20 protein-coding genes are annotated in these 20086 nt (G+C 36.1%); 11 read left to right on the forward strand and 9 right to left on the reverse strand.

The window, feature by feature from the left end:
- Window position 1 precedes the first annotated feature (1 nt).
- From ICG50_RS05125 to ICG50_RS05145, 5 genes are all read left to right on the forward strand, one after another.
- On the forward strand, window positions 2-850 hold the full coding sequence (locus ICG50_RS05125) for a hypothetical protein (RefSeq protein WP_187659840.1): 849 nt from the start codon (window positions 2-4) through the stop codon (window positions 848-850).
- Window positions 813-2240, forward strand: coding sequence for a peptidylprolyl isomerase (locus ICG50_RS05130; RefSeq protein WP_187659968.1), 1428 nt, complete (start codon window positions 813-815; stop codon window positions 2238-2240). The genes ICG50_RS05125 and ICG50_RS05130 overlap by 38 nt, the downstream gene beginning before the upstream one ends.
- A gap of 61 nt (window positions 2241-2301) precedes the next feature.
- Window positions 2302-3255, forward strand: a complete 954-nt coding sequence (locus ICG50_RS05135; protein ID WP_187659841.1) for an AAA family ATPase — start codon at window positions 2302-2304, stop codon at window positions 3253-3255.
- 31 nt (window positions 3256-3286) lie between these two features.
- The gene (locus ICG50_RS05140; protein WP_187659842.1) at window positions 3287-4414 is read left to right on the forward strand and encodes an acyltransferase family protein; all 1128 of its coding nucleotides are present in this window, start codon (window positions 3287-3289) and stop codon (window positions 4412-4414) included.
- 166 nt (window positions 4415-4580) lie between these two features.
- Window positions 4581-6845, forward strand: coding sequence for an aconitate hydratase (locus ICG50_RS05145; protein WP_187659843.1), 2265 nt, complete (start codon window positions 4581-4583; stop codon window positions 6843-6845).
- A 55-nt stretch (window positions 6846-6900) separates the two neighbouring features.
- On the opposite strand, the gene ICG50_RS05150 is transcribed toward ICG50_RS05145, so the two are convergent.
- From ICG50_RS05150 to ICG50_RS05160, 3 genes are all read right to left on the reverse strand, one after another.
- Window positions 6901-7278, reverse strand: a complete 378-nt coding sequence (locus ICG50_RS05150) for a hypothetical protein (RefSeq protein ID WP_187659844.1) — start codon at window positions 7276-7278, stop codon at window positions 6901-6903.
- A gap of 139 nt (window positions 7279-7417) precedes the next feature.
- Complete coding sequence (locus ICG50_RS05155) at window positions 7418-8866, reverse strand: glyceraldehyde-3-phosphate dehydrogenase (protein WP_187659845.1); 1449 nt, start codon at window positions 8864-8866, stop codon at window positions 7418-7420.
- 154 nt (window positions 8867-9020) lie between these two features.
- Window positions 9021-10415: a S1C family serine protease gene (locus ICG50_RS05160; protein ID WP_187659846.1), complete on the reverse strand. Its 1395-nt coding sequence runs from the start codon at window positions 10413-10415 to the stop codon at window positions 9021-9023.
- Window positions 10416-10548: 133 nt separating this feature from the next.
- Here ICG50_RS05160 and dapF point away from each other — a divergent pair, with 133 nt between their 5' ends.
- The 5 genes from dapF (at window position 10549) to ICG50_RS05185 (ending at window position 14549) form a co-directional block, all read left to right on the forward strand.
- Window positions 10549-11331 carry a diaminopimelate epimerase gene (gene dapF / locus ICG50_RS05165; protein WP_187659847.1) on the forward strand — a complete coding sequence of 261 codons (783 nt, stop codon included), beginning with the start codon at window positions 10549-10551 and terminating at the stop codon, window positions 11329-11331.
- Window positions 11325-11852: a GNAT family N-acetyltransferase gene (locus ICG50_RS05170; RefSeq protein WP_187659848.1), complete on the forward strand. Its 528-nt coding sequence runs from the start codon at window positions 11325-11327 to the stop codon at window positions 11850-11852. Before dapF ends, ICG50_RS05170 begins: the two co-directional genes overlap by 7 nt.
- 20 nt (window positions 11853-11872) lie before the next feature.
- Window positions 11873-12901, forward strand: a complete 1029-nt coding sequence (gene mltG, locus ICG50_RS05175) for an endolytic transglycosylase MltG (protein WP_187659849.1) — start codon at window positions 11873-11875, stop codon at window positions 12899-12901.
- Window positions 12902-12904: 3 nt separating this feature from the next.
- The gene (locus ICG50_RS05180) at window positions 12905-13816 is read left to right on the forward strand and encodes a DUF2279 domain-containing protein (RefSeq protein ID WP_222940136.1); all 912 of its coding nucleotides are present in this window, start codon (window positions 12905-12907) and stop codon (window positions 13814-13816) included.
- Window positions 13817-13913: 97 nt separating this feature from the next.
- A complete protein-coding gene (locus ICG50_RS05185) occupies window positions 13914-14549 on the forward strand; it encodes a peptidoglycan-binding protein LysM (protein WP_187659850.1) in 636 nt (211 codons plus the stop codon).
- Between the two features lie 12 nt (window positions 14550-14561).
- On the opposite strand, the gene ICG50_RS05190 is transcribed toward ICG50_RS05185, so the two are convergent.
- Genes ICG50_RS05190 through dnaA form a run of 3 tightly spaced genes read right to left on the reverse strand, consistent with a single transcriptional unit; the run spans window position 14562 to window position 17214 of the window.
- Window positions 14562-15284 (reverse strand): SAM-dependent methyltransferase, encoded by a 723-nt coding sequence (locus ICG50_RS05190; RefSeq protein WP_187659851.1) that lies wholly within the window; start codon window positions 15282-15284, stop codon window positions 14562-14564.
- The gene (locus ICG50_RS05195; RefSeq protein ID WP_187659852.1) at window positions 15281-15748 is read right to left on the reverse strand and encodes a low molecular weight protein-tyrosine-phosphatase; all 468 of its coding nucleotides are present in this window, start codon (window positions 15746-15748) and stop codon (window positions 15281-15283) included. The genes ICG50_RS05190 and ICG50_RS05195 overlap by 4 nt, the downstream gene beginning before the upstream one ends.
- A gap of 38 nt (window positions 15749-15786) precedes the next feature.
- Entirely contained in the window at window positions 15787-17214 is a 1428-nt protein-coding gene (gene dnaA / locus ICG50_RS05200) for a chromosomal replication initiator protein DnaA (protein WP_121311646.1), read from the reverse strand.
- Window positions 17215-17401: 187 nt separating this feature from the next.
- On the opposite strand from dnaA, the gene ICG50_RS05205 reads away from it, so the two are divergent.
- A complete protein-coding gene (locus tag ICG50_RS05205; RefSeq protein WP_187659853.1) occupies window positions 17402-17800 on the forward strand; it encodes an acyl-CoA thioesterase in 399 nt (132 codons plus the stop codon).
- On the opposite strand, the gene ICG50_RS05210 is transcribed toward ICG50_RS05205, so the two are convergent.
- The 3 genes from ICG50_RS05210 to ribD are packed head-to-tail and all read right to left on the reverse strand — an operon-like array spanning window position 17797 to window position 20079.
- Complete coding sequence (locus ICG50_RS05210) at window positions 17797-18399, reverse strand: IMPACT family protein (protein WP_222940138.1); 603 nt, start codon at window positions 18397-18399, stop codon at window positions 17797-17799. The two genes, ICG50_RS05205 and ICG50_RS05210, sit on opposite strands and share 4 nt — an antisense overlap.
- Window positions 18400-18434: 35 nt before the next feature.
- On the reverse strand, window positions 18435-19046 hold the full coding sequence (locus tag ICG50_RS05215) for an HAD family hydrolase (protein ID WP_187659854.1): 612 nt from the start codon (window positions 19044-19046) through the stop codon (window positions 18435-18437).
- Window positions 19039-20079 carry a bifunctional diaminohydroxyphosphoribosylaminopyrimidine deaminase/5-amino-6-(5-phosphoribosylamino)uracil reductase RibD gene (gene ribD / locus ICG50_RS05220; protein WP_187659971.1) on the reverse strand — a complete coding sequence of 347 codons (1041 nt, stop codon included), beginning with the start codon at window positions 20077-20079 and terminating at the stop codon, window positions 19039-19041. Before ribD ends, ICG50_RS05215 begins: the two co-directional genes overlap by 8 nt.
- Window positions 20080-20086: the final 7 nt, after the last annotated feature.

Raw genomic sequence — 20086 nt, forward strand, 5'->3', positions numbered from 1 at the left:
AATGATTAGAAATAGCTTTTTCTTGGTACTGACTTTATTTTGTTCTTGTAATTATTTTCAGCCGGAACAGAAACTAGAATCGATTGCCAGAGTAGGAAAAAGTTATTTGTATAAAAGCGATATCACTACTTTAGTTCCGACCGGGACTTCAAAAGAAGACAGTGTTTTAATCGTTAGGGATTTTATCAATCGCTGGGCAAGTCAAAAGCTGCTAATCGAAGCCGCCGAAAGAAACTTAAGTGATAAGAAAAAGACGGAATACAATGCTTTAATTAAACAATATAAAATAGATTTATATACCAAAGCGTATATAGAAGAAGTGGTTAAAAACAACGTAGATACTTTAGTAACCCAGCAAGAGTTAAAAAAATACTACGACGAAAATAAGGAGAATTTCAAAACCAACGGAACTTTAGTTCGACTTCGGTTCATTAATTTGGCCAAAGATAATCCTCGTTTTGCCACCATTAGAAGTAAGTTCTTTGATTATAATAAGAAAGACAAAAAGTTTTGGGATACCTATGCTTTACAATTTAAAAGCTTTGCTTTGAATGACACCATATGGGTTGACATGAGCCAAGTTTATGTCAAGTTGCCGGTAATCAATCCGGAAAACAGAGATGACTATATTCAACCCGGGAGAAAAGCCGAAATTCGGTCAAACGACGATGTCTATTTAATTAAAATCACCAATGTGATTGATAAAAATCAAATTTCACCATTTGAATACATCAAACCCACTTTGAAAGAAGTTATATTAAACAAAAGAAAACTAGAATTAATAAAGAAATTTGAAAAAGAGATTACCGATGATGCCATTAAAAACAAGGATTATGAAATTTATAAATAGCCAACTGATAGTAGCAGTTATTGCTGCAATTTTTACAGTGGGTTCTGCCAATGCTCAAGAAATAATTAAGGATTCGGTAAAAACCGTTAAACCAACCAAATCCTCAAAAAAGGTTAAAGTCGACGGAATCATAGCTACTGTTGGTGATTATATTGTTTTAGATTCAGATATTGACAAATCATTTTTAGAATTATCCAGTCAAGGTCAATCTATAAAAGATATTACCCGTTGTCAAATGTTAGGCAAACTGTTAGAGGAAAAATTATACGCCCACCAAGCCATTCAGGACAGTATTGTTATCAAAGATGAAGAAGTTAAAGAAAAAATGTCGGAGCAAATAGGCTACATGGTTGAGCAATTAGGTTCGATGGAAAAGGTAATTGAGTATTTCAAAAAAGACACCGAAGAAGATTTCAGAAGTGAGTTGTTTGACATCATCAAAACCAACAAATTGACTTCGGAAATGAGAAAGAAAATCATCGATGCCGTAGAAATTACACCCGAAGAAACCCGTAATTTTTTCAAGTCAATTCCGCAAGATGAGTTGCCGTTATTTGGTGCCGAAATGGAAGTAGCACAAATTGTAATTACCCCTAAAATCTCTCAAGATGAAAAACAAAGGGTTATCAATCGCCTCAAAGAAATTAAGGCCGAAGTATTAGCCGGTTCTAGTTTTAAAACCAGAGCGGTTATTTATTCAGACGACAGAGGTTCGGCATCCAATGGTGGTTTTTACAAAATAAACCGAAAGACACAATTCGTAAAAGAGTTTAAAGATGTGGCATTTAGTTTAGGAGAAGGCGAAATTTCGGAACCTTTCGAAACAGAATACGGTTATCATATTATTATGGTTGAAAAAATAAAAGGACAAGAAGTAGAGTTAAGACATATTTTAATGATGCCCAAAGTGTCTGATCAAGCTTTGAAAGAAGCCAAAGAGAAAATCATCTCGATAAAAAATAAAATTGAAAGCGGTGAAATTACTTTTGCGGAAGCCGCCAAAACCATGTCTGATGAAAAAGAAACCAGAGCCAATGGCGGAACATTAATCAATCCGAAAACACAAGATACCCATTTCGAGTTGACTAAAATGGATCCGAGTTTGTACAGCGAGGTATCGAATTTAAAAGACAATGCTATAACTCCTCCAATTTTAGACGATGATCCAAGAACCGGTAAAAAATACAAAATAATCACCGTAACCAATAGAATTAACGAGCATACAGCTGATTACGCAAAAGACTATATCAAAATTAAAGATCTGGCCTTGAAAGAAAAACAAATCAAAGCTATTGGAAAATGGTCTGAAGAGAAAATCAAAGAAACCTACGTTAAAATTAATGGAGAATACGAAGACTGTTTGTTTATTAATAATTGGCAAAAAAAATAGTATTTAAAATGTATATTGTACTTCTTAAATCTAATGTCTAATATCAAAAATCTTATATCAAATGTCTGATGTTGCTGCCATTCAAAATTTAGTTCAAAAGCGGTTAGAACTTAAAAAAGAAATTGCTAAGATTATCGTAGGTCAAGACGAGGTGGTTGACCAAATCTTACTAAGTATATTTTCCGGCGGACATGCCTTGTTAGTAGGCGTTCCCGGATTGGCCAAGACGTTAATGGTTAATACTATTTCGCAAGCTTTAGGTTTGGATTTTAAGCGCATACAGTTCACCCCGGATTTAATGCCTTCTGATATTTTGGGAAGTGAAATTTTGGATGAAAACAGACAGTTCAAGTTCATTAAAGGACCAATTTTTGCCAATATCATTTTGGCCGACGAAATCAATAGAACACCCCCAAAAACTCAGGCTGCTTTACTAGAAGCAATGCAAGAACGCTCGGTGACGATTGCCGGTCAAAACTATAAATTAGCCTTACCTTATTTTGTTTTAGCAACGCAAAATCCAATTGAGCAAGAAGGAACTTATCCTTTGCCTGAAGCGCAATTAGACCGTTTTATGTTTGCCATAAAATTAGATTATCCTTCTTACCAAGAAGAAGTGCAAGTGGTAAAAAGCACGACATCGGATGAAAAACCAGTCATCAATCCCTTATTTTCTGCACAAGAAATCATCGATTTCCAACACTTAATTCGACGCGTTCCGGTTGCAGACAACGTAATTGAATATGCTGTGACTTTGGTTGGGAAAACGCGACCGAAAGGCAATTTAGCTTCTGAATATGTAAACAACTATTTGGATTGGGGCGCCGGACCGAGAGCTTCTCAGAACTTGATTCTAGCTGCCAAAGCTAATGCCGCTTTCAATGGAAAATTCTCTCCGGATATTGAAGATGTAAAAGCAGTAGCGACCGGAATTTTACGCCACAGAATTATCAAAAACTACAAAGCCGACGCTGAAGGAATTACAGAAGAAATGATTATCGACAAGTTGCTGTAAATTGATTTCAATATTTTATTACATTTAGAAGATGGATAAAATAGCGAAAAGGGCACCACTAAATAACAGAATTTTTGGCCTCGACTTGATGCGAGCAATAGCCATAACAATGGTGGTTGTGGGCCATACTGCTTGGGTTATTCCAGAGAGCGAGCATTTTTTTTATAAATTGTTGCTGCTGTCAGGTTTTTTAGGGGTCGAAATTTTCTTTGTTTTGAGTGGTTTTCTGATTGGTAAAATTTTATACCAATTGTATCTTAAGGAAGATTTCTCAATAAAAACTGTTTTCTTCTTTCTCAAGCGAAGATGGTACCGAACTTTACCCAACTACTTTTTAATCTTATTAGTCAATTTAGCCATAGCAAGTATTGTTGGTTACACAGCTTCGTCTTGGTGGAAATACTTTCTTTTCCTCCAAAATTTAAACACCACAATGTTGCCTTTCTTTCCTGAATCTTGGAGTTTATCTGTCGAAGAGTTTGCATACGTACTATTGCCTTTTTTTCTTTTAATCCTCGGAATTATAACCAAGCCCAAAAACAAAAAAGGCTTTTTTTTAGGGTCAATAATAATATTGATAGGGATTTTCTTTTGTGCCAAAATGTATTACCAAGCTACAACCTTAAATACAACTTTGTCCCAATGGAATCTTTCGTTAAAAGCGGTAGTGGTTTATCGATTAGACAGCATTTTTATAGGTGTTTTGGGAAGTTGGATTTATTTGAATTATATTTCGCTATGGCAAAAAAGTAAATCGATTTTTCTGGTTATAGGAATGGTTTTATTCTTTTTTCTGTTTGTTGGAATAGGTTATTTGGTTTGGCAAATTGAAGTTGCTTCTTTGTTTTGGAATGTTTTTTATCTCCCTTTATTGTCAGTAGCAGTTGCTTGTTTTCTGCCTTTTTTATCAGAATGGAAAGAGGAACAATCACAAATCCGAAAACCTATTACGTTCATTAGTTTAATTTCCTATTCGATTTATTTACTCCATTATAGTGTGATTTTACTTTTGATGAAACAATACTTAATTATTGATCAGAATAATGATATTCAATTGGTCACTTTTTTAAGTTGCTATATCTTAATTACCATCGTATTAAGCTATTTTTTATACCGTTTTTATGAAATACCGATGATGAATTTAAGGGATAAAAATTAAGAATAATCAATTTTTGACCCATATAATACGTAATTGATAAAAAAGAGACAACAAAAATCGGTATTTACTAAAACATTCTGTTAGATCAACATATTTTATTAAAAACTTTTCAGAAGTATAACGTTTTCGTAAATTTGCATTGCAAACAAATTAACCCAATTTTATTATGGCTTTTGATATTGAAATGATTGAAAAAGTGTATGCTACTATGGCTGCTCGTGTTGATAAAGCACGTGAGTTAGTTGGTCGACCACTTACTTTGTCTGAAAAGATTTTATATTCACATTTATGGGAAGGAATGCCTTCTCAATCCTTCACTCGTGGGAAAGATTATGTTGATTTTGCACCCGATAGAGTGGCTTGCCAAGATGCAACGGCACAAATGGCTTTATTACAATTTATGCACGCCGGAAAAAAGACCGTTGCAGTACCTACTACAGTACACTGTGACCACTTAATCCAAGCCAAAGTTGGTGCTACAACTGATTTAGCAGTAGCCAATTCACAATCAAAAGAAGTATTCGATTTCCTTTCTTCAGTGTCTAATAAATACGGAATCGGGTTCTGGAAACCGGGTTCTGGAATTATTCACCAAATCGTTTTAGAAAACTATGCATTCCCAGGCGGAATGATGATTGGTACCGATTCACACACGGTAAATGCCGGAGGATTGGGAATGTTAGCTATCGGAGTTGGTGGCGCTGATGCCGTAGACGTAATGTCGGGCATGTCATGGGAATTGAAATTTCCAAAACTAATCGGCGTAAAGTTGACCGGAAAATTAAACGGTTGGACTTCTCCAAAAGACGTAATCTTAAAAGTAGCTGATATCCTTACCGTAAAAGGCGGAACAGGTGCTATCGTAGAATATTTCGGGGAAGGTGCTACTAATATGTCTTGTACCGGAAAAGGAACGATTTGTAATATGGGTGCCGAAATCGGAGCAACGACTTCTACTTTTGGTTACGATGATTCGATGAGAAGATATTTAGCCGCTACAGATCGTCAAGATATTGTTGATGCTGCCGATAAAGTGGCGTCTTACTTAACAGGTGACGACGAAGTATACGCCAATCCTGCTGCTTATTTCGACCAAATAATCGAAATCAACCTTTCAGAATTAGAACCACACATCAACGGACCATTCACTCCGGATAGAGGAACACCAGTTTCTAAAATGAAAGAGGAAGCAATCGCCAACGGATGGCCGTTAAAAGTTGAATGGGGATTAATCGGTTCTTGTACCAACTCGTCTTATGAAGATATGGCGCGTGCGGCTTCTATCGTAGAACAAGCAGTAGCTCACGGAATCACGCCAAAAGCAGAATTCGGAATCAATCCGGGTTCAGAACAAATCCGTTATACGATTGAAAGAGATGGAATCATCGCGACTTTTGAAAAAATGGGAACTAAAGTATTCACCAATGCTTGCGGACCATGTATCGGACAATGGGACAGAACAGGCGCTGATAAAGGCGAAAAAAATACTATCGTTCACTCGTTCAACAGAAACTTCTCAAAACGTGCAGATGGAAATCCAAATACGCACGCTTTTGTAACGTCACCGGAAATGGTAGCAGCATTAGCCATATCAGGAGATTTGACTTTCAATCCGCTTACCGATACTTTGTTAAATGATAAAGGCGAGGAAGTAAGATTGAATCCACCAACAGGTGACGAGTTACCAAAAAGAGGTTTCGACGTAGAGGATGCAGGTTTCCAAGCGCCGGCAGCTGATGGTTCATCAGTGCAAGTGGCGGTTTCTCCAACATCGGACAGGTTACAACTTTTAGCACCATTTGATGCTTGGGATGGTAAAAATATTTCAGGTGCAAAATTATTAATCAAAGCCTTCGGAAAATGTACGACTGACCATATTTCTATGGCCGGACCATGGTTGCGCTTCCGCGGACATTTAGATAATATTTCAAATAATATGTTGATTGGAGCAGTTAACGCTTTCAATCAAGAAGCGAATAAAGTGAAAAACCAATTAACCGGTGACTATGATGCTGTTCCTGCAGTGCAAAGAGCTTACAAAGCAGCCGGAGTTCCATCAATAGTTGTGGGTGACCATAATTATGGAGAAGGTTCTTCTCGTGAACATGCGGCTATGGAACCACGTTTCTTAGGCGTTAAAGCGGTATTGGTAAAATCATTTGCCCGTATTCACGAAACGAATTTGAAAAAACAAGGAATGTTGGCTTTGACTTTTGCGAATGAAGCGGATTACGACAAAATCCAAGAAAATGATACTATCAATTTCTTAGATTTAACCGAGTTTGCTCCGGGTAAACCATTAACACTAGAGTTTGTTCATGCTGATGGTTCTAAAGATATTATCTTAGCCAATCATACATACAACGATAGCCAAATCGGTTGGTTCGTGGCAGGTTCAGCATTGAACTTGATCGCTGCCGGGAAAGCATAATGAATTGAAACAATATTGTATAAAAAAGCTCAACTTAAGTTGAGCTTTTTTTTTTTTATTTTATATTCTTTTGAAATATTTCTTTGTGTCCGGAACACCATTGTACGCTTTCATAATAAAAATCTACAGTGGTTAAGTTGTCTTTCTTTCTTATGATGCACTTCCCGGTAACATCAGCCTCGTCTCCGTATACTGTGATTTTTTTTTCTGTTTCCAGTTTTTTATCTAAATACATCTCATAAATTTTAGTAGCAATTTCTTGTCGGATTGTAATTTTCGAATTGAACGTACTAATAATTACGGTTCCGTTTTTGTTTCTGGCTACATATTCCATGCCGTTATGACCATAACTGTAGGTAGTTACTTTTGGCTCTTCATTATCTGAAAAGGCAAAACAAGTCATCACTAATAGACTAAAAACTATTTTTTTCATAAATGTTTGATTGTAGGGGCATGTTTTGAAGGGCGAAAAATAGCGATTATTTCAATACATCCAACAGTTAATATGTTATAAAACAAAAAAATCTCGTTTTACCCTACCGGATCAACGAGATTTCTGGAATTAATAACTACTAATAGTAAGTATAGCGTCTTACTTTGGCAATATACTTGGCCAAACGAATTACTTGATGGCTATAACCGTATTCGTTGTCATACCAAACATATAAAACTATATTTTTTCCGTCATTGGAAACAATGGTTGCATTGCTGTCAAAAATGGATGGGGCAGAAGTGCCAACAATATCGGAAGAAACCAACTCGTTATTCAAAGAATACTTGATTTGCTCCACCAATTCGCCTTCCAAAGCATATTTTCTCATGATGGCATTTACTTCATCAATGGAAGTTTCTTTGCCTACTTCCAAATTTAAAACAACCAATGAACCATTCGGAACAGGAACACGAATCGCATTCGAAGTTAATTTTCCGGCCAAACTTGGTAAAGCTTTTGCCACAGCACTTCCGGCTCCGGTTTCTGTAATTACCATATTTAAAGCAGCAGCACGACCACGACGGTATTTTTTGTGCATGTTATCTACCAAGTTTTGGTCATTAGTATAAGCATGAATCGTTTCCAAATGCCCTTTTACCACGCCTAAAGTTTCTTCAACAGCTGCTAAAATAGGAGTTATAGCGTTTGTGGTACAAGAAGCTGCAGAGAAAATATCAACGGTATCCGGATTGTGATCATTATGGTTTACACCATATACAATATTAGGAACCCCTTTCCCCGGTGCAGTCAATAATACTTTGCTGACACCTTTAGAAACCAAATGACGTTTTAGCGCTTCTTCTGTAGTGAAAGCTCCTGTATTGTCTATTAGTAAAGCCTCTTCGATACCATATTGTGTATAATCAATCTCTTCAGGAGCATTTGCTGTGATGATATGAACTGTAGTTCCGTTGATAATCAGAGCGTTGTTTTCAACATCTGCCTGAACCGAACCTTCAAAATCACCGTGAACCGAATCATAGCGCAATAAAGAAGCTCTTTTTTCTAACGAAGTGGCATCATTTCGGTCACGAGTTACAATCGCACGTAGACGCAATTGTTGCCCTTTCCCAATTTTGCTCATCATTTCACGCGCTAGCAAACGACCAATTCGACCAAAGCCATACAAAACCACATCTTTTGGTTTGATGTTTTGCGAATCTTTGGCATTTCTTAATTTGTCAATTACAAATGCTCTGGCGTCGTGGTATTTGTTGTCTTCTAAATGGTATTCATAAGTTAGTTTGCCAATGTCAATTCGCGAAGGCGGTAAATCTAAATTAAGAATCGCGCGAGCAATTTCTACTGAATCAAAAACATTGATTGGCTTTTGAACAAATTCACCTGCATATTCATGTAAATTGATAATGTCACTGACATTTCTATCGATTAATTGGTTTCTAAAAAGAACCAATTCAATGGATTTGTCATACCATAAATCGCTTATAATTTTGATAAATTCTACGCCTGCCTTTCGCCTGTCGGCCTGAAATGATAATTCCTTCTCGTATAAAGTGTTGCTGTTCATAAAAAAGAAAAGAGTTTAGTTTGTGTTGAAAATTTAAATTTTGCGCAAAAGTATAAAATAGAAGCGTTTTACGAAAACGATTTCGTAATTATTTAACAATAAAAAAAAGCCAATCCTTTAACGGACTGGCTTTTTACAATAGTAAGTAAGATGATTATTGTATGATGACTTGAATCACTTGTCCCATTCGGTTAATCATTTGAATGTTGACACTTTGATTTTCGTCTTTTTTGTTCAAAAATTTCGATATAGATTCTACATCAGTAGCTTTTACATTGTCTACCGAAAGTATGATATTGCCTTTTAGTTGCTCATAATAAGGTTTCAAATTCTCGTTGTTGATTTCTTTAATACGAACGCCATAATCTATTCGGTATTTCTTTTTGTCGGCCGCATCTATATTCTCCAACTCCAGTCCTTTGAATTCAGTGGTGAAAATGTCGTTTTTAATTAAAGTTACTAGAGCAGTTTTGGTTTCACCGTCTCTGACATAAGTCACTTGCACTTTGTCATTTGGTCTTTTAGTGTTGATGTAACCGGTCAATTCAGCGAAAGAACTGATTTTTTGGTTGTCTAATTTTTTAATCACATCCCCACTTTTCAAACCTGCTTTTTCGGCGCCTGAATTTTTGGTTATTTTGTTAATGTAGAAACCTTCAGTATCGTTGATGCCGAATTCTTTTGATGCTCTACTGTTCAATTCTGCTCCTTCAACACCTAAAATTCCGCGCTGAACACCGCCAAATTCCATAATGTCTTCAATGATTTTACGGGTAATGTTAGAAGGAACTGCAAAAGAATAGCCGGCATAACTTCCTGTAGGCGAAGAAATCATAGTATTGATTCCAATTAATTCTCCGCGGGTATTTACTAATGCACCACCGCTATTTCCGGGATTTACCGCGGCATCGGTTTGGATAAAAGATTGAATGCCATTTCGATTGTCTAAATTTCTGGCTTTAGCCGAAACAATTCCGGCAGTTACAGTGGAATTTAAGTTATAAGGATTTCCTACCGCCAAAACCCATTCGCCTACTTTAACTTGGTCAGAATCTGCGAAAGTCGAATAAGGCAGTTTTTCATCGGTACTGATTTTTAACAAAGCAATATCCATTTTTGAATCGGTTCCAATGAGTTTGGCTTTGTAGGATTTGTTGTTGTTTAGAGTCACTTCCAATTCGGTCGCGTCTTTAATTACGTGATTGTTGGTCACGATATAACCGTCTTCAGAAATAATTACACCCGAACCAGTGCCAATTTGCTCTTGTTGTTGGCCGCCACGTTGCCCATAAAAATATTCCATTATCGGATTAGATACTGTTCTAACGGAGACATTTTTTACGTGAACAACCGAGTGAACTGCATTTTCTGCAGCTTCAGTAAAATCAATTGCTTCGCCTGATAAACCAACGGTTCTGTTGTTGGTATTGGAAGCCATAGTTACAATCGAATCGCGATTGTTGCTTCCTTCAAAAAATAATTTGTAAGCTCCAAGTGTAGTGGCACCGCTTAATAAAGAAACCAAAAATAAACTTGATAATCGTTTCATAGTCATTAACATTTAAATTATTGTATCGTAAAATTATAAACTTTCATTTTTTCTTCAAATAGGCTTTAACGCTCGTTTAACAATTTTTAAGTCAATCTTAAATTTTGCTATCTTTGTGTCACTTATCACAACTATGAAAATCACTTTTAACAAATACGAAGGTACCGGAAATGACTTTGTCATGATTGACAATCGCAAGGACATTTTTCCTAAAACTAACAGTCAACTTATCGAAAAATTGTGCGATCGACGTTTCGGCATTGGCGCAGATGGATTGATTCTGTTGGAGAATGATACAGAAACCGATTTCCGAATGGTTTATTACAATTCCGATGGCAATGAAAGTTCTATGTGTGGCAATGGTGGCCGATGTTTGGTGGCTTTCGCCAAAAGTTTGAATGTGATGCAAAATGATACTGATTTTATAGCGACAGATGGCCCGCATCATGCCTCCATTATTGAAAACGGAACAGTTTCACTAGGAATGAAAGAAGTGAGTTTTATAAAAATTGAAAGCGATTATGTTTTTCTCAATACAGGTTCACCACACCACGTAATGTTGGTGGAAGATTTGAAAAATTATGATGTTAAAAACGAAGGAGCTAAAATTCGCTATTCTGATTTGTATGGTAAGCCGGGAACCAATGTGAATTTCGTGAGTCAAATTTCAGAAAATCATTTTGCGTTACGTACCTACGAACGTGGCGTAGAAGATGAAACTTTATCTTGTGGAACCGGTGCAACCGCTGCAGCCATCGCGATGCACGCTATCGGTAAAACAAAATCACACCATATTTATTTAGACGTGGAAGGCGGAAAACTAGAAGTTTCTTTTGTGAAAGAAGGCGATAATTACACCAATGTTTTTCTAAAAGGTCCGGCGACTTTTGTTTTTGAAGGAGTAATAGAATGGTAACACTACAAGGAAATACCATTCGCTTACGCGCACTCGAACCTGAAGATTTAGAGTTTATTTATGCTATAGAAAATGATGAAAACATTTGGGAAGTAAGTAACACACAAACGCCTTACAGCAAATTTCTAATTCGACAATATCTTGAAAATGCCCATCAAGATATATATGAAGCCAAACAATTGCGTTTGGCCATTTGTAAAAACAAAACGGCTGAAGCTATTGGTTTAATAGATTTGTTTGATTTTGATCCAAAGAATCATCGCGCCGGAGTTGGAATTATTATTCAAAACGAAACCGACAGAGCTAGTGGTTTTGGTAAAGAAGCTTTAGGTCTGGTGATTGAATATGCTTTTCAACAGTTGCAATTGCATCAATTGTTTGCAAATATTGGCACGGAAAATACAGCGAGTTTAGCTCTTTTTACTACATTTGGGTTTGAAAAAATAGGCGTTAAAAAAGATTGGAATTTCACTAACAATCGCTTTCATGATGAAGCCTTTTTTCAGTTAATTAAAAAATAAATCTTAAAATAGTCTCGGTTTTGAACAAAAGTAAAATCTTTAAAATTTTAGCTGCTGTTGGTTTAATAGTAGTGTTGCTTATTTATATCAAATTCTTTACAGCCAATACCAATTTCGACAAAGAAGAAGTTTTTGTCGAAATTCCAACCGATTCAAAATATGAAGATGTGCAGCGAATCCTTTCGCCTTATGTGAAAAACATGAGTGATTTTGAACTTATGGCTAATCTTCGTTCTTACCCGGAAAATGTAAAAGCTGGTAGGTTTTTATTGAAAAAAGGCATGAGCGCATTCCAACTCGTAGCTACTATGCGAAGAAACGTTCCGGTAAAATTGGCTTTCAACAACCAAGAAAGATTAGAAAATCTTTGCGAGCGAATCAGTACACAAATTGAACCTGACACGACGAAATTATTGGCGACTTTCCGTGACACAGCATTTTTAGAGAAAAACGGTTTTACCAAAGAGAATGTCTTTGCTATGTTTTTGCCTAATACTTATGAGTTTTATTGGAACATTTCGGCTGAAAAATTTAGAGACAAAATGTTGGAAGAATACAATAAGTTTTGGACCAAAGAAAGAATTGCCAAAGCAACTGAATTAAATTTGACTCCGGTGCAAGCCATTACTTTGGCTTCAATAGTTCACAAAGAAACCGTTAAGAAAAGTGAACGACCAACCGTTGCCGGGGTTTATTTAAATCGTCTTAGAGACGGAATGAAATTACAAGCGGATCCAACAGTAATTTACGCTTTGAAATTGCGAGACAATGATTTTGACCAAATAATTAAAAGGGTTTTATACAATGATTTGTTTATAGCATCACCTTACAATACATATCAAAATCTGGGATTGCCACCAGGACCAATTGCTATGCCTGATATTGATGCTATAGACGCAGTTTTGAATCCTGAAAAACACGATTATATTTATTTTTGTGCAAGTGTTGAAAAATTTGGATACCACGAGTTTGCCGCTACTATGGAACAACATAATGTTAACGCCAAGAAATATGCCGATTGGCTAAATGCTCAAGGAACCAAACGTTAATATTTGAAAAAGCAGCATTACATATTCCTTTTTTTTTGCTGTTCGAGTTTGCTTTGGGCGCAAAATGGTATAGAAAACTTTCTAAAGCCTTCGGATTCTTTAAATCATACACGACTCAAAGCAGTAGTGATTTCTGAGACAGTGATTGGTGCCACAGCCTTAATTGGTTTAAACCAACTTTGGTATGCTGATTATCCACGTTCCGATTTTCATTTTATTAATGACAATGCCGAATGGTTGCAAATGGACAAAGCCGGTCATGTTTTTTCCGCTTATCATTTGGGTAGTTTTGGCGCCAATGCTTTAAAATGGAGTGGTTCAAGTAGAAAAAGTCAATTGATTTATGGTTCAACATTGGGTTTGGCTTTCCTAACCACTGTTGAGATTTTTGATGGCTATTCCGCGAATTGGGGTGCGTCTTTAGGAGATGTTGCAGCGAATGTTTCCGGAACGGCTTTATTTGTTTCACAAGAATTGCTTTGGAAAGAGCAACGAATTGTGCCCAAATTTTCTTTTCACACTACTCCATATGCCTCAGCTCGACCTAATGTTTTGGGCAGTTCTTTGTCGGAACAAATTCTAAAAGATTACAACGGTCAAACTTATTGGCTTTCGGCTAACATTCATTCGTTTACCAAGACATCAAAAATTCCGAAATGGTTGAATTTCGCCATAGGTTATGGAGCCGAAGGAATGATCACCGGAAACGACGAATTGGTTAACACTGTTTTTCTTCCCGAAAGCAAAAGATTGCGTCAATTTTACCTCAGTCTCGACGTTGATCTAACGAAAATTGAAACAAAATCTCATTTTGTTAAGACTATTTTAACAATTTTCAATACGATTAAAATTCCAGCTCCAACGTTTGAAATAAGGGGTTGCGGAGGTTCTAAGTTGCACTTAATCTACTTTTAGGGTAGTTTAACTGCTTGATATTCAATTTTATAAAATAAGTTGTATATTTGCACCCGGTAATTTCATGTCGGTGACAGCGCTTGAGAAATAACATTTAATGATAAAAAAAGGAATTTTTTACACATCAATCCTACTAGTAGTAGCTTTCATAAGCTCAGGTTTTAAACCATACAATTCCCCAAGCAACTTCGGTTTTCGAGTTGATGAAAATAATAGACTTTTATATGTCTTTCCATCCGAGAATACGATTGACTATTTGAGTCCTAGAGTCCCATTTAAGGGGAAGTATTTTATTGGCTATAAAGATGCGGTTGCGCACAAAGAATCACAAGGAAAATACAAAAAAATAAATACTTTAGGGTATTTAGGTAAATATCAATTTGGGGTTGAAACTCTCAAGTCAATAGGGATTCACGATAGTTCGGCCTTTTTGAACAATCCAAAACTACAAGAGAAGGCTTTTGTTACCTTACTTTCCAAAAATAAATACGAATTGAAAAAGTACATCAAAGACTTTGAAGGAAAAGTGATTGATGGGGTTAAGATTACCGAATCCGGTATTTTAGCAGCGGCACATTTAGGAGGAACCGGTTCAGTAAAACGTTTTCTTAATACCAGAGGCGCCAAAAAATGTAAAGACGAATACGGAACTTCAGTAAAAACATATCTCAGAGATTTTGGTGGATTTGAAACTCATGGTATTAAAGCCATCAAAAATGCTAAAGTGCAATAATTACGTTTTTATTTAAAATTTATGGATAATAAAAATAGTAGGTCGGTTGTGTAAATCGACCTTTGTTTTTTTCCAATCTGTCACTCGAAGTGTTTTAATGTATTCTGTTGGCAAAGTAATGTCGGTCGCAACACAAAGATGTGTATTTGGCTGTAAGGCTTGTAAAACATCTTCCAACAACTTATTGTTTCGATAAGGGGTTTCTATAAAAAGTTGAGATTGGTTTTTATCAAAGGATAACTTTTCAAAGTTTTTTAGTGCCGATTTTTTTTCGCTTTTATCAATAGGCAAATACCCATTAAAAGCAAAACTCTGCCCGTTCATTCCAGAACCCATCATAGCCAATAAGATAGAAGATGGACCTACGAGTGGAATTACTTGTATACCTTTTTCGTGTGCCAATTTTACAATCACCGCGCCGGGATCAGCTACTCCGGGACAACCGGCTTCACTCATTAATCCGACATTTATTCCATTTAAGCAAGGTGCAATCATAGCGTTGTGCTCGGAAATGTCAGTATGTTTGTTGAGTGCAGATAATTTTAAACTGGCCTGAACCTTTTCAGGATTGACAGACTTAATAAATTTCCTAGCGGTTTTTTCGTTTTCTACTATATAAGTGTCGATGAAATTTATAGCCCTTTTTACCGATTGTGGCAATACATCATCAGGATTCATTTCGCCCAAAGTGGTCGGAATCAAATAGAGTTTTCCTTTAAGAGTTGTAGGATTCATGAGTGTTTTTCCATCAATTTTTTCGCCAAAATATCGCAGGTTTCATCCAGCATTTCATACACCATATCGAAACCGTTTTGTAAACCATAGTAAGGATCGGGAACATCCACATTTTCACCGGGAAATAAATGGTTTAATATCATGTCAACTTTTGCTTTATGAGCATCAGTTTTGGCTAAATCAATGACATTGTCAAAATTAGCGCTATCCATTACATAGATATAGTCAAACTCGTCAAAATCTTTTGAAGTGAATTGTCTGCCTTTCTGCTTGGTAATGTCTAACCCATTTTTTTGAGCCACCAGAATAGAACGCTGATCAGGTTGTTTGCCAATGTGGTAATTTCCTGTTCCGGCAGAATCTACAAAGAACTTATCTTGTGGTAGTTTGGACGCAAGTAATCCTTCTGCCAAAGGAGATCGGCAAATATTACCTAAACAAACCATTAAAATTTTAACGGGCATATACTTTTTCTAAGCTGCAAACTTAGTCAAAAAGCTATTTATAGCGATAATTTTTTGTGAATATCTTCTACAAATTTTTTGAACTGTTTGTCAGTGGAAACTAGGTTGTCAACGGTTTTACAGGCGTGTAAAACAGTAGCGTGATCTCGGTCTCCAATTTGGGAACCAATATTTGCCAAAGAAGATTTGGTAAACTTCTTAGCAAAGAACATAGCCAATTGTCGGGCTTGCACCACGTGGCGTTTTCTGGTTTTTGACTGCAAAGTGTCTACATCCAATTGGAAATAATCCGAAACTACTTTTTGGATATAGTCGATGGAGATTTCGCGTTTTACATTCTTAACGAATTTTTCTACCACACTTTTCGCCAAATCCAAAGTCACTTCTTTTTTGTTGAAAGACGATTGGGCAATCAAAGAAATTATGGCACCCTCTAATTCTCTCACATTAGATTTGATATTTCTGGCTACATATTCTACAATCTCTTCCGGCATTTCAACGCCATCTCGGTATAGAATATTTTTAAGGATAGAAATTCTGGTTTCGTAATCCGGTTGGTGTAACTCGGCTGACAATCCCCATTTGAAACGCGACAACAAACGTTGTTCGATGTCTTGCATGTCAACCGGAGCTTTGTCCGAAGTTAGGATTACTTGTTTACCATTTTGGTGTAAGTAATTAAAGATATGGAAGAATACATCCTGCGTCCCTGATTTTCCGGAAAGGAATTGAACGTCGTCAATAATCAATACATCGATTAATTGGTAGAAATGAATAAAATCGTTTCTGTTATTTTTCTTAACCGAATCAATATATTGTTGCGTGAATACTTCAGCAGAAATATACAAAACGGTTTTTTCTGGATATTTGTCTTTGATTTCAACCCCGATAGCATGTGCTAAATGGGTTTTTCCTAAACCAACGCCACCAAAAATCAATAGTGGATTAAAAGAAGTTCCGCCAGGTTTATTGGCCACAGCCATACCGGCAGAGCGCGCTAAACGGTTAGAATCACCTTCTAGGAAATTATCGAAACTGTAATTTGGATTGAGTTGCGATTCGATTTTTAAATTTCTGATGCCCGGAATTACAAAAGGATTCTTTAGTTCAGGATTCAGGTTTTTAAACGGAGCGTCTACGTCTTGAGATTTTATTGGACTGCGGTGCGCACTTGGCAATTGTTCCGTAAACGGTTGTTTATTGCCATAAGTGTTTTCCATTTTGATTTTATAGAGTAACTTTGCGTTTTTTCCGAGTTCTTTGGTTAACGCTACCTTCAATAATTTAACGTAGTGTTCTTCGAGCCATTCGTAGAAAAATTTACTAGGCACTTGAATGTACAAAGCGTTGTCTGTAAGTTCAACTGACTTAATCGGTTCAAACCAAGTTTTGAAAGCTTGTTCTTGAATATTGTCTTTTATGAATTCAAGACAGTTTTCCCATACCGATTGCGCAGTTTTGCTCATATTTGGTTTAAAATTATAGTAATTATTGTTAGGTTATTTTGACAAAAATGACAATGAAAATCGCCATGTTTTTTGGGATAACAAATATGTGAATAAAATTCGTTAAAAAAAATTTAAATGGTATTGATTTTTTAAAAATATTGTTGTAAAGGGAAGTTTGATTATAGATTAAAAGCAAAAAAAACAGATGAAAGAACATCAGATTCAAGTTAGAGTTCGTTACTCGGAAACCGACCAAATGAGTGTGGTTTATCACGGAAATTATGTGCCTTATTTTGAGATGGGACGCGTGGAATGGCTCAGAAACAAAGGGATTTCATATAAATCACTAGAAGAAAGCGGAATTGCTTTACCCATAGTTTCCATGACGATAAATTACAAAAAACCAGCACGTTATGACGACTTACTTACAGTGATTACCAAGTTCAAAAGTCAATCTTCAGTGAAGATAGAATTCGATTGTGAAATTCGCAACGAAAATGGTGAGTTATTAACAACTGCACATTTTATACTCGTATTTGTGGACATAAATTTAGGAAAACCTATTGCGCCGCCACAATACATTTTGGACATCATGAATGATTAAATTTTTTCAATCTCAATTTCAAACAAATTACTAAAAATGTCGACTATATTTTCGGCATTTTTTTTTCGGGTGGCGATTTCAATTTGGCAACTTTCGGCCATTCTTTGATTGATGATATTTAGGTTTTTTTCTTTGATGACTCGCATGACTTTATTCATGTTTTTATAATCAAAGGAAATGAGGTAATGAAAATCTATGGTTTTTTCTATAATGTCAGCTTCCTCTAATGCCATTTGTGCTGCGGTTCGGTAAGCGGTAATCAAGCCACCAACTCCTAATTTTATGCCACCAAAAAATCGAACGATGACAACTAATATATTGGTAACCCCAAAAGACTGAATTTGACCATAAATAGACATGCCTGCAGAATTGCTGGGTTCACCGTCATCATTAGCCCGAAAAGTTAAGGTTTCAGTTCCGAGTTGGTACGCATAGCAAAAATGAACCGCACTGTGATGTTGCTTTCGCAATTGTTCTAAGTGAATTTTGATTTCTGCTTCATTGGTTACCGGATAGGCATAGCCAAAAAACTTGCTGTTTTTTTCTTTATAAAGAATTTCCGGTGAAGGCAAAGCAATAGTATTATAGGTGTCTTTCAATGAAAATATTATTGAAAATTGATATTCTATTGAAATTAGGAGAAAGGTAAATGCTTTTGGTCAAACAAATTCACCACATCTTCTTGTCCAACTTTTAAATTCCAGACATGAAGTCCAAGACTTTCGGCCACATCGGTGTTTTCTTTCTTGTCATCTACAAATAAAGTTCGCTTTGGTGACAAGTCGTGTTTGTTCATTATAGTGGTAAAAATTTCCGGCTGAGGTTTTCGCATGCCCATTTCATAGGAGTAATAGACTTTTTCAAAACAACGGTAAAAATCGGAATAGAAAGACATACCCACTTTGTGCTCAAAACGGTTGATGTGAATCGAATCGGTATTAGTTAAAAGAAATAAGCGGTATTTATTGGATAACAATTGTAAAAATTCTAAACGGTACAAAGGAAAATCTCCAATAACAGAATTCCAGGCTTTGGTAATCTCTTCAATAGAAGCATTGGGAATGAATTTGTGAAAACTTTCCACAAATTGTACGTCGGTTATTTGACCTTTTTCAAACAAATCATTTTGGGTTAATAACTCGTCATTTGGGCCATCAAGTCCTAATTTTTTAAACTCTTCTATCGATTTTTCTTTTTCAAGATTGATAAAGACATCGCCAAAATCGAAAATTATTGTGTTAATCATGGTTTAAAAAAAGTTTAAGTTGGTCGTCTTTTATGTCAGTTACTTTGGATATTTTATTCAATAAAGGTGCTTTTATACCTTCATTTAAAGAAATATTACCCTTAAAAATCCTAGCTTCATCCCAAAGATTATCGGCTATAAAAGTTTCCAAGGTTTGTTTTCCACCTTCAACAATGACAGATTGGATGCCGTATCGGTATAAAATTCCGATGATTTTTTGGGTTAGTTGCTTATCAAAGATAACACTTTCATAAATAAGATTTTCGACTGATGTTAAATTTTCTCGCTCGGTAATAACGATAGTTTTTGTTTTTCCGTCTTTTAAAAAATAGTCGCTTGTAATTTTTCCGGTTCTGTCTAAAACTATCCTAATCGGATTATTTCCCGTCCAATCGCGAACATCTAATTTGGGGTTATCGTCCAAAACCGTTTGTGTTCCAACCAAAATGGCTTGCTCTTCACTTCGCCATTTGTGGGATAATTGGCGAGAATACGGGTTCGAAATCCAAACCGGTTCTTGTTTTTCTTTGGTTAGAGGCGCTATAAAACCATCTTTGCTTTCGGCCCATTTCAAAATAATATATGGTCGTTTTTTATTGTGGAAAGTAAAGAATCTTTTGTTCAGTTCGTTGCATTCGTCTTCTAAAATCCCAACCGTAATTTGACAACCGTTTTCAATTAATCGTTTGATTCCGGTTCCGGCTACTTTACTGTTTGGGTCAACGGTTCCAATCACAACATTGGGAATTTTATGTTGGATAATTAAATCACAACAAGGCGGTGTTTTGCCAAAATGACTACAAGGTTCCAGTGATACATAAATAGTAGCTTTTGCCAAAAGCGATTTGTTTTTTACCGAATTAATAGCGTTGACTTCGGCATGTGGTTCTCCGGATTTTCGATGCCAACCTTCTCCGATGATTTTACCGTCATGAACGATAACACTTCCAACCATTGGATTTGGATAGGTTGAGCCTAAACCATTTTTGGCCAATTCGATGCAGCGTTTTATGTAAATTTCTTCTATCTTCACAACACAA

This window comes from Flavobacterium buctense (assembly GCF_014486695.1).
Lineage (GTDB): Bacteria > Bacteroidota > Bacteroidia > Flavobacteriales > Flavobacteriaceae > Flavobacterium > Flavobacterium buctense.

Excerpts from the sequence above, each read along its gene's own strand:
- ICG50_RS05125 (WP_187659840.1), top strand. The coding sequence starts at position 2 with ATGATTAGAAATAGCTTTTTCTTGGTACTGACTTTATTTTGTTCTTGT.
- ICG50_RS05130 (WP_187659968.1), top strand. The coding sequence starts at position 813 with ATGCCATTAAAAACAAGGATTATGAAATTTATAAATAGCCAACTGATA.
- ICG50_RS05135 (WP_187659841.1), top strand. The coding sequence starts at position 2,302 with ATGTCTGATGTTGCTGCCATTCAAAATTTAGTTCAAAAGCGGTTAGAA.
- ICG50_RS05140 (WP_187659842.1), top strand. The coding sequence starts at position 3,287 with ATGGATAAAATAGCGAAAAGGGCACCACTAAATAACAGAATTTTTGGC.
- ICG50_RS05145 (WP_187659843.1), top strand. The coding sequence starts at position 4,581 with ATGGCTTTTGATATTGAAATGATTGAAAAAGTGTATGCTACTATGGCT.
- ICG50_RS05150 (WP_187659844.1), bottom strand. The coding sequence starts at position 7,278 with ATGAAAAAAATAGTTTTTAGTCTATTAGTGATGACTTGTTTTGCCTTT.
- ICG50_RS05155 (WP_187659845.1), bottom strand. The coding sequence starts at position 8,866 with ATGAACAGCAACACTTTATACGAGAAGGAATTATCATTTCAGGCCGAC.
- ICG50_RS05160 (WP_187659846.1), bottom strand. The coding sequence starts at position 10,415 with ATGAAACGATTATCAAGTTTATTTTTGGTTTCTTTATTAAGCGGTGCC.
- dapF (WP_187659847.1), top strand. The coding sequence starts at position 10,549 with ATGAAAATCACTTTTAACAAATACGAAGGTACCGGAAATGACTTTGTC.
- ICG50_RS05170 (WP_187659848.1), top strand. The coding sequence starts at position 11,325 with ATGGTAACACTACAAGGAAATACCATTCGCTTACGCGCACTCGAACCT.
- ICG50_RS05185 (WP_187659850.1), top strand. The coding sequence starts at position 13,914 with ATGATAAAAAAAGGAATTTTTTACACATCAATCCTACTAGTAGTAGCT.
- ICG50_RS05190 (WP_187659851.1), bottom strand. The coding sequence starts at position 15,284 with ATGAATCCTACAACTCTTAAAGGAAAACTCTATTTGATTCCGACCACT.
- ICG50_RS05195 (WP_187659852.1), bottom strand. The coding sequence starts at position 15,748 with ATGCCCGTTAAAATTTTAATGGTTTGTTTAGGTAATATTTGCCGATCT.
- dnaA (WP_121311646.1), bottom strand. The coding sequence starts at position 17,214 with ATGAGCAAAACTGCGCAATCGGTATGGGAAAACTGTCTTGAATTCATA.
- ICG50_RS05205 (WP_187659853.1), top strand. The coding sequence starts at position 17,402 with ATGAAAGAACATCAGATTCAAGTTAGAGTTCGTTACTCGGAAACCGAC.
- ICG50_RS05215 (WP_187659854.1), bottom strand. The coding sequence starts at position 19,046 with ATGATTAACACAATAATTTTCGATTTTGGCGATGTCTTTATCAATCTT.